The organism is Arenimonas caeni, assembly GCF_003024235.1.
Classification (GTDB): Bacteria; Pseudomonadota; Gammaproteobacteria; order Xanthomonadales; family Xanthomonadaceae; genus Arenimonas; species Arenimonas caeni.
Genome location: NZ_KZ679084.1, coordinates 299416 through 313188 on the forward strand (window position 1 = coordinate 299416; position 13773 = coordinate 313188).

Consider the following 13773-nt stretch of genomic DNA (forward strand, 5'->3'; position numbering starts at 1 on the left):
GCGCGCCGGCGCCGCGGCTCAGCGCAGGCGAAGGAACAGCGAAGGCCCGCGCAGCTTGAGGTCCAGACGCGCATCGCCGTTGCCGTCGGCGCCCGGGTGCTCGCGTTCGAGGCGGATCTGGGTGCCGCCGTACTCGAGCGCCAGGCCCAGCCGCCGGAACGCGAACCACTCCAGGCCCAGGGAGACGTCGGCGATGTGGCCCTGCAGCGGGCCGCCGCCCTTGGCCACGCCGGAAACCTCGGCATACAGGCGCAGGCGGTCATCCAGCGAGTGCCGCCAGCCCAGCGCCAGCAGCGGCGCGTAGGCCCCGTCGCGGCTCGACACGCGACCATCCACCTCCACCCCTTCCACGATCGCGCGGCCGTCGAACAGGGTGCTGACGCGGTAGTGGGCCACGCCCAGGCCCAGGCCCCAGACGGTGGCCTCGTCGCCGAACCACCAGCGCCAGGCCACGCTGCTGAAGTCGTAGTCGAGCTCGCCGCTCAACTCGGCCTCGGCGGCGTAGATGCGGCCTTGGTACTCGATGTCGCGGGCCAGCCGGGCGCGGTTGGCCCGGTCGAAGCCGAAATACTCCAGCGACAGGCCCTGGCGCTTGCCGACCAGGAAATCGACCCGGGCATGGCTCACCGGCTGGCGCCGGTCCAGGCCGAGGTCGCGCTCGAGGTTGAGCTGGCCGCTGAGGTCGTAGCCGTTGGAGCGGGCGCCCGCGGAGATGGTGGTGTCCGAACTGGGCTCGAAGCCGCCGATCCAGACGCTGACCCGGTCCAGCGGACGCGGCGCGGCGCCCGATGGTGCATCGGACGCCGCGAGCGTGAGCGCGAGGATCGCCTCGGCGAGGGCCAAGGCGGCTTACTTGGCTTCGGACAGCTCCACGCCGTCCAGGCCCTGGCTGAGCGTGCGGGCGTCGCCGCCCTGGGCCAGCTTGATCTTCAGGCGCACCTCGTTGGCCGAGTCGGCGAAGCGCAGGGCGTCCTCGTAGCTGATCTCGCCGGCCTGGTAGAGCTCGAACAGGGCCTGGTCGAAGGTCTTCATGCCCAGGTTCGTCGATTCCTTCATGACGTCCTTGAGCTTGTGGATCTCGCCGTCGCGGATGTAGTCCTGCACCAGCGGCGTGCCGAGCAGGATTTCCATGGCCACGCGGCGGGCCTTGCCGTCCGGCGTGGGGATCAGCTGCTGGGCAACCACGCCCTTGAGGTTCATCGAAAGGTCCATCAGCAGCTGGCTGCGACGGTCTTCCGGGAAGAAGTTGATGATGCGGTCCATCGCCTGGTTGGCGTTGTTCGCGTGCAGGGTGCACAGCACCAGGTGGCCGGTTTCGGCGAAGGCGATGGCGTGGTCCATGCCCTCGCGGGTGCGCACCTCGCCGATCATGATCACGTCGGGCGCCTGGCGCAGGGTGTTCTTGAGCGCCGCCTCCCAGCTGTCGGTGTCGATGCCGACCTCGCGCTGGGTGATGATGCAGCCCTCGTGCTTGTGCACGAACTCGATCGGGTCCTCGATGGTGATGATGTGGCCCGAGGAGTTCTGGTTGCGGTAGCCGATCATCGCCGCCAGCGAGGTGGACTTGCCCGTGCCGGTGGCGCCGACGAACAGGATGATGCCGCGCTTGGTCATCGCCAGGGTCTTGATGACCGGCGGCAGACTCAGTTCCTCGACCGTCGGGATGCGCGTCTCGATGCGGCGCAGCACCATGCCGACCTGGTTGCGCTGGTAGAAGCACGACACGCGGAAGCGGCCGACGCCGGACACGCCGATGGCGAAGTTGCACTCATGGGTCTTTTCGAACTCCTCGCGCTGCGAGGGGTTCATGACGTTGAGCACCAGGTCGCGCGACTGCTGCGGCGTGAGCGGGTTCTGGGTGATGGGCGAGAGCTTGCCGTTGACCTTCATTGACGGCGGGACGCCCGCCGTGATGAACAGGTCCGACGCCTTCTTGTGCGCCATCAGCTTCAGGAAGGAGGTGAAGTCGATACTGCTCATGCTTGCTCCTGTGTGGCCCCGGGCGGGCGCCCGGGACCGGTCTCATGCGGCGTCCTGCCAGCCCCCTCCGGCGAACGTCAGTCGAAAAGCTTCTTTTCCTTGGCGTACTCGCGGGCCTGCAACTTGGTGACCAGGCCACGCTTGACGATGTCCTGCAGGCACTGGTCGAGCGTCTGCATGCCGTACTGCTGGCCGGTCTGGATGGAAGAGTACATCTGCGCGACCTTGTCCTCGCGGATCAGGTTGCGGATGGCCGGGGTGGCCACCATGATTTCGTGCGCCGCCATGCGGCCGCCGCCCACCTTCTTGAGCAGCGACTGCGAGATGACCGCGCGCAGCGACTCGGAGAGCATGGAGCGGACCATCGGCTTCTCGCCGGCCGGGAACACGTCGATGATGCGGTCGATGGTCTTGGCCGCCGACGAGGTGTGCAGGGTGGCGAACACCAGGTGGCCGGTCTCGGCGGCGGTGAGCGCCAGGCGGATGGTCTCGAGGTCGCGCATCTCGCCGACCAGGATGTAGTCCGGGTCTTCACGCAGCGCCGAGCGCAGGGCCTCGTTGAAGCCGTGGGTGTCGCGGTGCACCTCGCGCTGGTTGACCAGGCACTTCTGCGAGGTGTGCACGAACTCGATCGGGTCCTCGACGGTGAGGATGTGGCCGAATTCGTTCTTGTTGATGTGGTCGACCATCGCCGCCAGCGTGGTGGACTTGCCCGAGCCGGTGGGGCCGGTGACCAGGATCAGGCCCTGGGGCTGGTTGATCAGCTCGGCGAAGATCTTGGGCGCGGCCAGCTCCTCGAGCGAGAGGATCTGGCTGGGAATGGTGCGGAACACGGCGCCGGCGCCGCGGTTCTGGTTGAAGGCGTTGACGCGGAAGCGCGCCAGGCCCGGGATTTCGAAGGAGAAGTCGACCTCGAGGAATTCCTCGTAGTCGCGCCGCTGCTTGTCCGACATGATGTCGTAGACCAGCGCGTGCACCTGCTTGTGGTCGAGCGCAGGGATGTTGATGCGCCGGACGTCGCCGTCCACGCGGATCATGGGCGGCAGGCCGGCCGACAGGTGCAGGTCGGAGGCCTTGTTCTTGACCGAAAATGCCAGCAGCTCGGCGATGTCCATTAGCTATGTCCCCTTGGTGCGTCAACGGATAGGCGACCGCACGTTCCCGGGGCAGTATAGCGCCATCCCAGAGGGGCAAAACCACCCATGGAAAAGCCGCATCAGACCCTGCACGGTGTCCTGCAAACCATTGAAAACGCGGCCAAGCTGGCGGGCCGGCCAGACGGCGTGAAACTGCTGGCCGTCTCCAAGACCCGCAGCGCCGCCGAAGTGGCCGTCCTGGCCGCGGCCGGCCAGCGCGCCTTCGGCGAGAACTATGTGCAGGAAGGACTGGCCAAGGCCCGTGAACTCGCCGGGCTGGGGCTGGAATGGCACCTCATCGGCCACCTGCAGTCCAACAAGGCCCGGGAGGCCGCCCAGGCCTTCGACTGGGTGCAGTCGGTGGACCGCGCCAAGCTCGTGAAGGCGCTCGACCAGGCCCGTCCCGCCGACCGGCCGCCGCTGAACGTGCTCATCCAGGTCAACATCGACGACGAAGCCAGCAAGTCGGGCTGCGCCCCGGCCGAGGTGCCCGCGCTGGCCGGGGCGGTGGCGGCGGCGCCGCGCCTGCGCCTGCGCGGCCTGATGGCCATCCCGGCGCCGGCGCCGGACGAAGCGGCCCGGCGCGACGCCTTCCGGCGCCTCAGGCAACTCTACGACCAGCTCGCCGCCAGCCACCCCGGCGTCGATACCCTGTCGATGGGCATGAGCGACGATTACCCGCTGGCGATCGCCGAGGGAGCCACCCTGGTGCGCATCGGCACCGCCCTGTTCGGCCCACGCGGCTGAACCCATCCGACCCGAGGAGAACCCGGCCATGGACAAGGACACGATTGCATTCATCGGCGGCGGCAACATGGCGCGCAGCCTCATCGGCGGCCTGGTGGCGCGCGGCCGGGCGCCCGGCGCCCTGCGCGTGGTCGAACCGGTCGAGGCGCTGCGCACGGCGCTGGCCGCCGATTTCGGGGTGGCCACCTTCGACGCGGCGACCGGCGCGGCCGCGGGGGCCGGCACCTGGGTGCTGGCGGTGAAGCCGCAGGTGATGAAGGCCGTGTGCGAGTCGCTGGCGCCGCTGGCCGCCACCGGCCGGCCGCTGGTGGTGTCGATCGCCGCCGGCATCACCGCCGGGCAGATCGACCAATGGCTCGGCGGCGGCCAGGCCGTGGTGCGCACCATGCCCAACACGCCCTCGCTGCTGGGCGCCGGCGCCACCGGCCTGTTCGCGAACGAGCGCGTCGACGCCGCCGGCCGCGAGGCCGCCGAGGCGCTGATGAGCGCGGCCGGCCTGACCGCCTGGATCCCCGACGAGGCGCTGATGGACGCCGTCACCGCCGTCTCCGGCAGCGGCCCGGCCTATGTCTTCCTGCTCGCCGAGGCCATGCAGGCCGCCGGCGAGGCCCAGGGCCTGGCGCCCGACACCGCCCGCACCCTGGTGCTGCAGACCCTGCTGGGCGCGGCGCGCATGCTCAGCGAAACCGGCGAGGACGCCGCCACCCTGCGCAAGCGCGTCACCTCGCCCGGCGGCACCACCCAGGCGGCGATCGAAAGCTTCGAGGGCAACGATTTCCGCCGCCTCGTCCACGAGGCCATCGCGGCCGCGACCCGGCGCGGCCGCGAGCTGAGCGCCGGCTGATGCTGTTGGCGCGCCCCACGACAATGGACGCGGGCCGGCCACCGGCGCGATGATGCAAACCCGCCACGAAGGAGGCCCGGCCATGCGCCCGACGTACTTCCTAGCCGCCCTGCTCGCCCTCGCCGCGGCCCTGCCCGCCGCCGGCGCGGGCTTCCTGCGCAGCGGCGACCTGCGCGTGCATTTCAACGCCCTGCCCACCACCGAACTGACGCCCGAAGTGGCGCGCCAGTACGGCGTCACCCGCTCGGCCAACCGCGCCCTGGTCAATGTCTCGCTGCGCCGCGGCGAACCCGGCGCCGACGTGGCGGTGGCCGCGGACGTGACGGTGTCGGCCACCAACCTCGCCGGCCAGCGCCAGGACGTGCGCATGCGCGAGGTTCGCGACGGCGACGCGCTCTACTACCTGGGCGAGGCGCGCGTGAGCGGCCAGGACACGCTGAGCTTCGACCTGACCGTGGTCGTCGAGGGCGAGGCCAAGCAGATGCGCGCCACCTTCCGCCAGGAATTCTTCCCCCAGTGAGCCTGCTGCTGGTTCGCCATGGACAGGCGAGTTTCGGCGCCGCCGACTACGACCAGCTCTCCGACCGGGGCCTGGAGCAGTCGCGCCGGCTGGGCGACTGGCTGGCCGACGGCGGCCATCGCTTCGAGGCGGTGCTGGTGGGCGGCATGCGCCGGCACCGGCAGACGGCCGAGGGCGTGCGGCGCGCGTTCGAGGAGCGCGGCCTGCCGCTGCCGGAGCTGCACGAAGACACCGGCTTCGCCGAGTTCGACCACGAGGCCGTGTTCGGCGCCTACCTGCGCGGGAACGCCGACCACCCGGTCGTCGTCGCCAGCCGCAGCGGCCGGCCGCAGGACATCGCCGCCATGCTGCAGGCCGCGCTGCTGGCCTGGGCCCGCGACGAACTGCCGGGCCTGCCGGAAAGCTGGTCGGCCTTCGGCGAGCGCGTGCACGCCGCCGGGGAGCGCCTGCAGGCGCTGGCCGGCAGCAGCGAGGCGCTCGTGCTCACCTCCGGCGGCGTGATCTCGCGCCTGGCGCAGATGGCGCTGGACGTGCCGGTCGAGCGCGCCGTCGAACTCAACCTCTCGCTGCGCAACAGCGCGCTGAGCGAATTCCACCCGCATGCCGGGCGGCTGCGCCTGGGCAGCTGGAACGCCCTGCCGCACCTGCACGGGCAGCGGGAACTGTGGACCTACTACTGAGGCGCGCATGAGCCACGACGGCAGCCTGTTCCCGTTCTCCCCGCGCTCGCGCGAACTGCAGGCCCGCGTGGCCGCCTTCGTCCGGGAGCGCATCGTGCCGGCTGAGCCCGGGTTCGCCGCGCACGCCGCCGACCCGGCCACGCGCTGGTCGATCCCGCCGGTGCTCGAGGCGCTCAAGGCCGAAGCGAAGGCGCAGGGGCTGTGGAACCTTTTCCTGCCCGAATCGGCCGGCGGGCTGTCCAACCTCGACTACGCGCCCGTGGCCGAAGCCATGGGCCGCTCGCTGGTGGCGCCGGAAGTGTTCAACTGCAACGCACCCGACACCGGCAACATGGAAGTGCTGATGCACTTCGCCACGCCGCATCAGCAGGCGCCCTGGCTGCCGCGGCTGCTGGCCGGCGAGATCCGCTCGGGCTTCGCCATGACCGAGCCGGACGTGGCCAGCTCCGACGCCACCAACATCGCCATGCCCATCGTGCGCGAGGGCGACGAGTACGTGATCAACGGCCGCAAGTGGTGGACCACCGGCGCCGCCGACCCGCGCTGCGCGATCCTGATCGTGATGGGCGTGACCGAGCCCGACGCGCCGGCGCACCAGCGCCAGTCGATGGTGCTGGTGCCGATGGACACGCCGGGCGTGCGCATCGCGCGTCCGCTGACGGTGTTCGGCTACGACGACGCGCCCTCGGGCCACGTCGAGCTGGCCTTCGAAAACGTGCGCGTGCCGGTGTCGAACCGGCTGGGCGAACCGGGCAGCGGATTCGCCATCGCCCAGGCCCGGCTGGGGCCGGGACGCATCCACCACTGCATGCGGCTGATCGGCCTGGCGCAGCGCGCGCTGGAGGCGATGGTCGAACGCGCCCGCACGCGCGTGGCCTTCGGCAGGCCGCTGGGCGGCCACGGCATGGCCCAGGAAGCGATCGCGCGCAGCCGCTGCGAGATCGAGCAGGCCCGGCTGCTGACCCTGCAGGCCGCGGCGGCGCTGGACGCCCGCGGCAACAAGGGCGCCAAGGACCTGATCGGCATGATCAAGATCGTGGCGCCCTCGATGGCCTGCCGCGTGATCGACCGCGCCATCCAGCTGCACGGCGGCGGCGGCCTGAGCCAGGACCACTTCCTCGCCCAGGCCTACGCCGGCGCCCGCAGCCTGCGCCTGGCCGACGGTCCCGACGAAGTCCACCTCGCCGCCCTCGCCCGCTCCATGCTCAAGGCCTGATTTCTTGCCGCGGATGCAGACGGATAAGTCGGAAGGAATATTTTGGCCACGGAAGAACACGGATAAACACGGATAGGACAAAAGCAAATTTGAGTTCTATCCGCTCTTATCCGTGTCTATCCGTGTTCTTCCGTGGCAAATGATTCCAAGAGGCAACGATGATCCTTCCTGAAACCGAGTTGGCGGCGTACCTGGAGGCGAACCTGATGGGGTTCCGGGGACCGCTGGTGGCGACCAAGTTCAAGGGCGGGCAGTCGAACCCGACCTACCTGGTCGAGGCTGCGAGCGGGAAGTACGTGCTGCGGCGCAAGCCGCCGGGCAAGCTGCTGCCTTCGGCGCATGCGGTGGACCGCGAGTTCCGCGTGCTGCAGGCCCTGCACGGCGGCCCGGTGCCGGTGGCCAGGCCACTGCACCTGTGCAGCGACGAGTCGGTGATCGGCTCGATGTTCTACCTGATGGAATTCGTCGATGGCCGGGTGCACTGGGACCCTTCCCTACCCGACCTGTCGCCCGCGCAGCGCGCGGCGCACTACGAGGCGATCATCGCCACGCTCGCCGCCCTGCATGCGCTCGACCCGGCCGCCATCGGCCTGGCCGACTACGGCAAGCCGGGCAACTATTTCGCCCGCCAGGTGCACCGCTGGACCGAGCAATACCGCGCCAGCGAAACCGAGGCGATCCCGGCGATGGAGGCGCTGATCGAACGCCTGCCGGCGCGCTGCCCCGCCGACGACGGCCGCGTGTCGCTCGTGCACGGCGACTTCCGCATCGACAACCTGATGTTCGCCCACGACCAGGCACGCGTGCTGGCGGTGGTGGACTGGGAGCTGAGCACGCTCGGCCACCCGCTGGCCGACCTGGGCTACTTCTGCATGGCCCTGCGCCTGCCGCGCAACCCGGCGCTGCCGGGCCTGGCCGGGCTGGACCGCGCTGCGCTGGGCATCCCGTCCGAAGACGCGCTGCTGGCCCGCTATAGCGAACTCAGCGGCCAGCCCGCGCCGGCCGACTGGTCGTTCGTACTTGCCTTCAGCTTCTTCCGCCTCGCCGCCATCGCCCAGGGCGTGGCCAAACGCGCCCGGCAGGGCAACGCCTCGAGCGAGCAGGCCGCCCAGGCCGGACAGATGACCGCCCTGCTCGCCGGCCTCGGCGCGTCGGCACTGGAGGGGTGATCTTTTGCCACGGGTTTGCGCGGATGAAGCGGAAAAGAGGGTTTTGCCACGGATGAACACAGATAGAGCAAGAGCAAATGTAAGTTTTATCCGCTCTTATCCGTGTTCATCCGTGTTCATCCGTGTTCATCCGTGTTCATCCGTGGCAAGAAATCAGCCTTCAAGCGCCCAGCGGCGGATATGGCCGGCCATTTCACGCACGCCGTCGGTGAGGGCGGCGGGGCCGGGCTGGAGGATGATCGGCGACTTGATTTCGTGCAGGTGGCCACCGCGCACGGCCGGCACGTCGGCCCAGCCCGGGCGCGCGGCGACCTTCTCGGGGCGGAATTTCTTGCCGCACCAGGAGCCGAAGACGATGTCCGGGGCGCGGGCGATGATCTGATCATCGTTGGCCAGGATGCGGTGTTTGGCCAGCGACTGCGCCGCGAGCTCCGGGAAGATGTCGTCGCCGCCGGCGATGCGCACCAGTTCGGCCACCCAGCGGATGCCGCTGATGCGCGGCTCGTCCCACTCCTCGAAGTACACCCTGGGCCGGCGCGGCAGGGTCGCCGCCTCCGCGACGATGGCATCGAGCCCGCGCTGCAGCCCGTCGGCGTAATCGTCGGCGGCGGCTGACGCGCCCACCAGCGCGCCGAGCCGGCGCACGTAGTCGAGGATGCCGTCGACGCTGCGATGGTTGCTGATCCAAACCTCCACGCCGCGCCGCACCAGCTCGGCGGCGATGTCGGCCTGGATGTCCGAAAACCCGACCACGAAGTCGGGTTCGAGGGCGAGGATCTCGTCGATCTTGGCCGAGGTGAAGGCGCTGACCTTGGGTTTCTCGCGGCGCGCCCGCGGCGGCCGCACCGTGAAGCCGCTGATGCCGACGATGCGGTCCTGCTCGCCCAGAGCGTACAAGACCTCGGTGGGTTCCTCGGTGAGGCAGACGATGCGGCGCGGGCCGTGGCTCACGGATACAGCATCCGCTTGGTCCAGGCGCCGTCGACGCGCTCGTAGTGCTGGCGCTCGTGCAGGCGGTAGCGGGCGCCGTACCAGATCTCGATGCGCTCGGGCACCACGCGGAAACCGGACCAGTGCGGAGGCCGCGGCACCTCGCCCCCTTCGAACTTCTTCTCGAACGCGGCGAACCGGGCCTCGAACTGCTCGCGCGATGCCATCGCCTGCGACTGCAGCGAGGCCCAGGCGCCGATCTGGCTCGGCCGCGGCCGGGTGGCGAAATAGGCGTCGGCCTCGGCCAGCGTCACCGGCTCGACCGTACCCTCGATCTTGGCCTGCACCTGCTCGCGCAGCGTCTTCCACAGGAACAGCAGCGCCGCGTGCGGGTTCTCGGTCAGCTGGCGGCCCTTGCGGCTGTCGTAGTTGGTGTAGAAGACGAAGCCGCGCGCGTCGTGCGCCTTGAGCAGCACGGTTCGCGCCGAAGGCCGGCCCTCGGCATCAGCGGTGGCCAGGGTCATCGCGGTCGGTTCCGGGTCGCCGGCCTCGCGGGCTTCCGCCAGCAGCGCGGTGAAGGTGTCGATCGCCTCGGCCAGCAGCGGATCGGCGGCGGATGTGGACGTGTCGTTCATTCAATGCTCCCGGGGCTTGCCGTATTGTCGCGCCGATGGACCCTTCCCTGCACCCTGTCGCCGGCCACCACACGCCCGATTTCATCGCCGCGCGGCTGGCCGAAGCGCTGGGCCTGGCGGCCGAAGTGCCAGTCTATGGCCTGACCGGCCTGCAGGGCACCGGCAAGTCGACGCTGGCTGCCGACATGGCCGCCATGGCGCGCCGGCGCGGCCTGCCGGTGGTGGTGCTGTCGATCGATGATTTCTACCTGGGCCGGCGTGAACGCCTTGCGCTCGGCCGGCGCGTGCACCCGCTGCTCGCCACGCGCGGGCCGCCGGGCAGCCACGACATCGACCTGGCGCTGGAAACCATCGACGGCCTGCGCGCGGGCCGCGCCGTGCCGCTGCCGCGTTTCGACAAGATCGGCGACCGGCGCCTGCCGCCCTCGCGCTGGCCGCGGTCGCCGGCCGGCCTGCGCGCCGTGGTCTTCGAGGGCTGGTTCCACAAGGTGCCGCCGCAGGCGCAGGACGAACTGGCCACGCCGCTCAATGCGCTCGAGCGCGACGAGGACCCGGACGGCACCTGGCGTCGTTACTGCAACGAGGCGCTGGGCCGCTACGCGCCGCTGTGGGCGCGGCTCGACCACCTCACCTGGCTGCGCGGCCCGGGCTTCGACGTGGTGCCGGCCTGGCGCTGGCAGCAGGAAGTCACGCTGCAGGCCGCCCACCCGGGCCGCAAGGCGATGAGCCGCGACCAGGTCGAGCGTTTCGTGCTGTTCTTCGAGCGCACCAGCCGGCAGGCGATGCGGACGCTGCCCGGCATCGCCGACCGGGAGATCGCGCTCGACGGGGAACGAAGGGTGCTCAGTCCACCACGAAGCTGACGCGCATGTTCACGCGCCACTCGGTGATGCTGCCGTCGTCGCCGGTGACGACCTTGATCTCGTTCACCCAGGCGCCCTTGATGTTCTTCACGCTCTTGGCGACCTTCTTCAGGCCGGACTGCACGGCGTCTTCCATGTTCTTCTTGGAGGACGAGGAAACTTCGATCACTTTGGTGACGGTACTCATGGCACTTCTCCATTGCGATGGCATCGCCGGGAGTGGCCCCGGCTACTAGCCGCTACGCAGCAGGGGGCCATAACCGGCCCTGTAGTCCGTAAACGCCGGCGCCCAGCCGCTGGCACGCAGGCGCTGGTTGCGCACCCGCCGGCCGGTTTCCGGCCCGGCCGGCGGCGCCGGAGCCGCCTCCAGGCCCTCGCAGGCCCGCACCCAGGCCAGCACCTCGCACTCGAGCGCCGGCAGGTCGTCGCTGCCCAGGTACAGCGGGGCCGGGGCATCGAGCGCCAGCAGGTGGGCCAGCGCCCCGGCGGCATCCTGCACGTGGATCCGGTTGCCCCAGCGGCGCGCCCCCGGCTCGCCGGCGCGGGCGCGGCGCAGCAGCCACTCGCGCCCGGGGCCGTAGAGCCCGGTCAGGCGCAGCGCGACGCCACCCGGACGCGTGGACAGCAAGGCCTCCGCCTCCAGCAGCACCCGGCCATTGAAGGCCGGCGGCCGCGCCGGCGTGGTTTCGTCCACCCACTCGCCGGCGTCCTCGGCGTACACGGCCGTCGACGAGGTGAGCAGCACGCGCGGCGCCTCGGTGGCCGCCAGCAGGCGCGACAGCCCGTCGATGTAGAGCCTGCGGTAGGCCGCTTCCTCGCGCGCGTCGGGCGCCGCGCAGAAGACCAGCGCGGCGCAGGCCCGCGGCAGCGCCTGCAGGCCATCGCCACCGGCGAGGTCGGCGCGAAGGGCACGGATGCCCGGGCCGGCATCGGCCTCGCGCCGGCGCAGGGTGATCACTTCGGTGCCGGCATCGGCAAGCAGGCGCGCCAGCCGGCCGCCGACATCGCCGGCCCCGGCGACCAGCACCGGTCCATCGAACTTGAACTGAGCCATGGCCACCCCCGGGCGCGATCCACACACGGTCGCGATGCGCCCGGATGCTAGCATCGCACCCCATGAACCCCGCGCCAAACCTCGTGCTCGTCGGCCCCATGGGCGCGGGCAAGACCTCGATCGGCAGGCAGCTTGCCAAACGGCTGGGCCTGGCCTTCGTCGACTGCGACCAGCTGCTCGAAGAGCGCACCGGCGCCGCGGTGCCGGTGATCTTCGAATGCGAGGGCGAGGCCGGCTTCCGCCAGCGCGAATCGGCGCTGATCGCCGAGCTGATGCAGGGCCGCGACCAGCTGGTGGCCACCGGCGGCGGCGCCGTGCTCGACGAGGCCAACCGGCGTGCGCTGGCGGCGCGCGGTTTCGTGGTGCACCTGCAGGTGAGCGTGGCGCAGCAGCTCGAGCGCCTGGCCCGCGACCGCAGCCGCCCGCTGCTGGCCGGCCCCGACAAGCAGGCGCGGCTCGAGGGCCTGGCCGCCGTGCGCGGCCCGATCTACGCGGCCCTGGCCGACCTCGAGTTCGATGCCGACGGCCTGACCGTGGCGACGGCGACCGAGCGCCTGCACGCCCGGCTGCAGGAGCGCTGGCAGCGTACGGAGGCGGCATGAGCGAAACCCGCGAACTCGAAGTGGCGCTGGGCGAACGCCGCTACCCCATCCGCATCGGCCGCGGCCTGCTCGGCGACGCCGCCGCGCTGGCGGCGCTGGTGCCGGGCCGGCATGCGCTGGTGGTCACCGATGCCCATGTCGCGCCGCATTACCTGCCCCTGGTCGAGGCGGCGCTCGGGGGCAAGCAGGCGGGCACGCTGGTGCTGCCGCCGGGCGAGCAGGAAAAGACGCTGGCGCGCTTCGGCGAGGTGATGGCCGCGCTGGCCGCGCTGGGCGCCAGCCGCGACGCGACGGTGCTGGCCCTGGGCGGTGGCGTGGTCGGCGACCTCGCCGGTTTCGCTGCCGCCTGCTGGATGCGCGGGGTGCGCTTCGTGCAGCTGCCGACGACGCTGCTGGCGATGGTGGACAGTTCGGTGGGCGGCAAGACGGCGGTGGATCTGCCCGAGGGCAAGAACCTGGTCGGCGCCTTCCACCAGCCGGCGGCGGTCGTCGCCGACACGGCCACGCTCGCCACGCTGCCACCGCGCGAACTGCGCGCGGGCCTGGCCGAGGTGGTGAAGTACGGCGCGCTCGGCGACGCCGGTTTCTTCGCCTGGCTCGAGGCCCATGCCGACGCGCTGCTGGCCCGCGACGACGCGACCCTTGCCGAGGCCATCGCCCGCTGCTGCGCGCACAAGGCCGGCATCGTCGCCCGCGACGAAACCGAACGCGGCGAACGCATGCTGCTCAACTTCGGCCACACTTTCGGCCACGCCATCGAAACGCAGCAGGGCTACGGCGGGCTGCTGCACGGCGAGGCGGTGGCCGTCGGCATGGTGCTCGCCGCCCGTCTCTCGGCCCGCCTCGGCCGCGCCCCGGCCGCCGACGCCGAGCGCCTGGCCGCCCTGCTCACGCGCCTCGGCCTGCCCACCACGATCCCCGCCGGCCTCGACCCGGCCGCCCTGCTCGCCCGCATGCGACTGGACAAGAAAGCCGTCTCGGGCACCCTGCGCCTCATCCTCTGGCGCGGCCTCGGCCAGGCCGAGGTCGTCGACACGCTCCCCGAAGCCGACCTGCTCCCCGTCCTCTCAGCCTGACCGCTCCCGCGAGCCTGCAGGAGCGCAGGAGGATGGGGGGACGGGATACAATGGCGACCTTATGCGCCTGTTGCTACAGCAAAAACCCGGGGCCGGCGAGGCGCCCAAGTATGTCCAGCTGATCCTCCAGCAGGACCTGCTGGGCGGCTGGACCCTGCTGCGCGAAACCGGCCAGATCGGCGGCAAGGCGCAGCTTCGCCGCGAACAGTTCCTGGAACGCGATGCCGCCCTGTCGGCCTTCGAGAAGGCCCGCGACGCCCAGGTGCGCAAGGGTTTCCAGGTCATGTTCGCCCAAGGCGCCGACGCGCCGCGTTGACCAGA

Annotated in this window: 17 protein-coding genes; 10 read left to right on the forward strand and 7 right to left on the reverse strand. The window is 71.0% G+C overall.

The features are described from left to right. Positions 1–18 precede the first annotated feature (18 nt). The 3 genes from C6N40_RS01485 to C6N40_RS01495 form a co-directional block, all read right to left on the reverse strand. Positions 19–843 (reverse strand): hypothetical protein, encoded by an 825-nt coding sequence (locus C6N40_RS01485; protein ID WP_106989227.1) that lies wholly within the window; start codon positions 841–843, stop codon positions 19–21. 6 nt (positions 844–849) lie between these two features. Then, on the reverse strand, positions 850–1980 hold the full coding sequence (locus C6N40_RS01490; protein WP_106989228.1) for a PilT/PilU family type 4a pilus ATPase: 1131 nt from the start codon (positions 1978–1980) through the stop codon (positions 850–852). Between the two features lie 77 nt (positions 1981–2057). Continuing rightward, entirely contained in the window at positions 2058–3095 is a 1038-nt protein-coding gene (locus C6N40_RS01495; protein WP_106989229.1) for a type IV pilus twitching motility protein PilT, read from the reverse strand. 87 nt (positions 3096–3182) lie between these two features. On the opposite strand from C6N40_RS01495, the gene C6N40_RS01500 reads away from it, so the two are divergent. The 6 genes from C6N40_RS01500 to C6N40_RS01525 all read left to right on the forward strand — a co-directional run bounded on the left by C6N40_RS01500 (position 3183) and on the right by C6N40_RS01525 (position 8292). Then, positions 3183–3863: a YggS family pyridoxal phosphate-dependent enzyme gene (locus C6N40_RS01500; protein ID WP_106989230.1), complete on the forward strand. Its 681-nt coding sequence runs from the start codon at positions 3183–3185 to the stop codon at positions 3861–3863. A 28-nt stretch (positions 3864–3891) separates the two neighbouring features. Continuing rightward, a complete protein-coding gene (gene proC / locus C6N40_RS01505) occupies positions 3892–4707 on the forward strand; it encodes a pyrroline-5-carboxylate reductase (protein ID WP_106989231.1) in 816 nt (271 codons plus the stop codon). Positions 4708–4789: 82 nt separating this feature from the next. After that, positions 4790–5227 carry a DUF4426 domain-containing protein gene (locus tag C6N40_RS01510; RefSeq protein WP_162782012.1) on the forward strand — a complete coding sequence of 146 codons (438 nt, stop codon included), beginning with the start codon at positions 4790–4792 and terminating at the stop codon, positions 5225–5227. Then, positions 5224–5907: a histidine phosphatase family protein gene (locus tag C6N40_RS01515; protein ID WP_162782013.1), complete on the forward strand. Its 684-nt coding sequence runs from the start codon at positions 5224–5226 to the stop codon at positions 5905–5907. Before C6N40_RS01510 ends, C6N40_RS01515 begins: the two co-directional genes overlap by 4 nt. Before the next feature lie 7 nt (positions 5908–5914). Further along, positions 5915–7123 carry an acyl-CoA dehydrogenase family protein gene (locus C6N40_RS01520; protein ID WP_106989234.1) on the forward strand — a complete coding sequence of 403 codons (1209 nt, stop codon included), beginning with the start codon at positions 5915–5917 and terminating at the stop codon, positions 7121–7123. A gap of 158 nt (positions 7124–7281) precedes the next feature. Beyond that, positions 7282–8292, forward strand: a complete 1011-nt coding sequence (locus C6N40_RS01525; RefSeq protein WP_106989235.1) for a phosphotransferase family protein — start codon at positions 7282–7284, stop codon at positions 8290–8292. A gap of 153 nt (positions 8293–8445) precedes the next feature. On the opposite strand, the gene C6N40_RS01530 is transcribed toward C6N40_RS01525, so the two are convergent. Together C6N40_RS01530 and pdxH are read right to left on the reverse strand one after the other, a co-directional pair. Continuing rightward, positions 8446–9243, reverse strand: coding sequence for an ABC transporter substrate-binding protein (locus tag C6N40_RS01530; RefSeq protein ID WP_106989236.1), 798 nt, complete (start codon positions 9241–9243; stop codon positions 8446–8448). Next, positions 9240–9857, reverse strand: a complete 618-nt coding sequence (gene pdxH, locus C6N40_RS01535; RefSeq protein WP_106989237.1) for a pyridoxamine 5'-phosphate oxidase — start codon at positions 9855–9857, stop codon at positions 9240–9242. The genes C6N40_RS01530 and pdxH overlap by 4 nt, the downstream gene beginning before the upstream one ends. 35 nt (positions 9858–9892) lie before the next feature. On the opposite strand from pdxH, the gene C6N40_RS01540 reads away from it, so the two are divergent. Next, the gene (locus tag C6N40_RS01540; protein ID WP_106989238.1) at positions 9893–10720 is read left to right on the forward strand and encodes a kinase; all 828 of its coding nucleotides are present in this window, start codon (positions 9893–9895) and stop codon (positions 10718–10720) included. On the opposite strand, the gene C6N40_RS01545 is transcribed toward C6N40_RS01540, so the two are convergent. After that, complete coding sequence (locus C6N40_RS01545; protein WP_106989239.1) at positions 10701–10907, reverse strand: dodecin family protein; 207 nt, start codon at positions 10905–10907, stop codon at positions 10701–10703. The two genes, C6N40_RS01540 and C6N40_RS01545, sit on opposite strands and share 20 nt — an antisense overlap. 45 nt (positions 10908–10952) lie before the next feature. Next, positions 10953–11774: an NAD-dependent epimerase/dehydratase family protein gene (locus C6N40_RS01550; protein WP_106989240.1), complete on the reverse strand. Its 822-nt coding sequence runs from the start codon at positions 11772–11774 to the stop codon at positions 10953–10955. A 62-nt stretch (positions 11775–11836) separates the two neighbouring features. On the opposite strand from C6N40_RS01550, the gene C6N40_RS01555 reads away from it, so the two are divergent. From C6N40_RS01555 to C6N40_RS01565, 3 genes are all read left to right on the forward strand, one after another. After that, entirely contained in the window at positions 11837–12376 is a 540-nt protein-coding gene (locus tag C6N40_RS01555; RefSeq protein ID WP_106989241.1) for a shikimate kinase, read from the forward strand. Further along, the gene (gene aroB / locus C6N40_RS01560; protein WP_106989242.1) at positions 12373–13452 is read left to right on the forward strand and encodes a 3-dehydroquinate synthase; all 1080 of its coding nucleotides are present in this window, start codon (positions 12373–12375) and stop codon (positions 13450–13452) included. Before C6N40_RS01555 ends, aroB begins: the two co-directional genes overlap by 4 nt. A 61-nt stretch (positions 13453–13513) precedes the next feature. Continuing rightward, the gene (locus tag C6N40_RS01565; RefSeq protein WP_106989243.1) at positions 13514–13768 is read left to right on the forward strand and encodes a WGR domain-containing protein; all 255 of its coding nucleotides are present in this window, start codon (positions 13514–13516) and stop codon (positions 13766–13768) included. Positions 13769–13773: the final 5 nt, after the last annotated feature.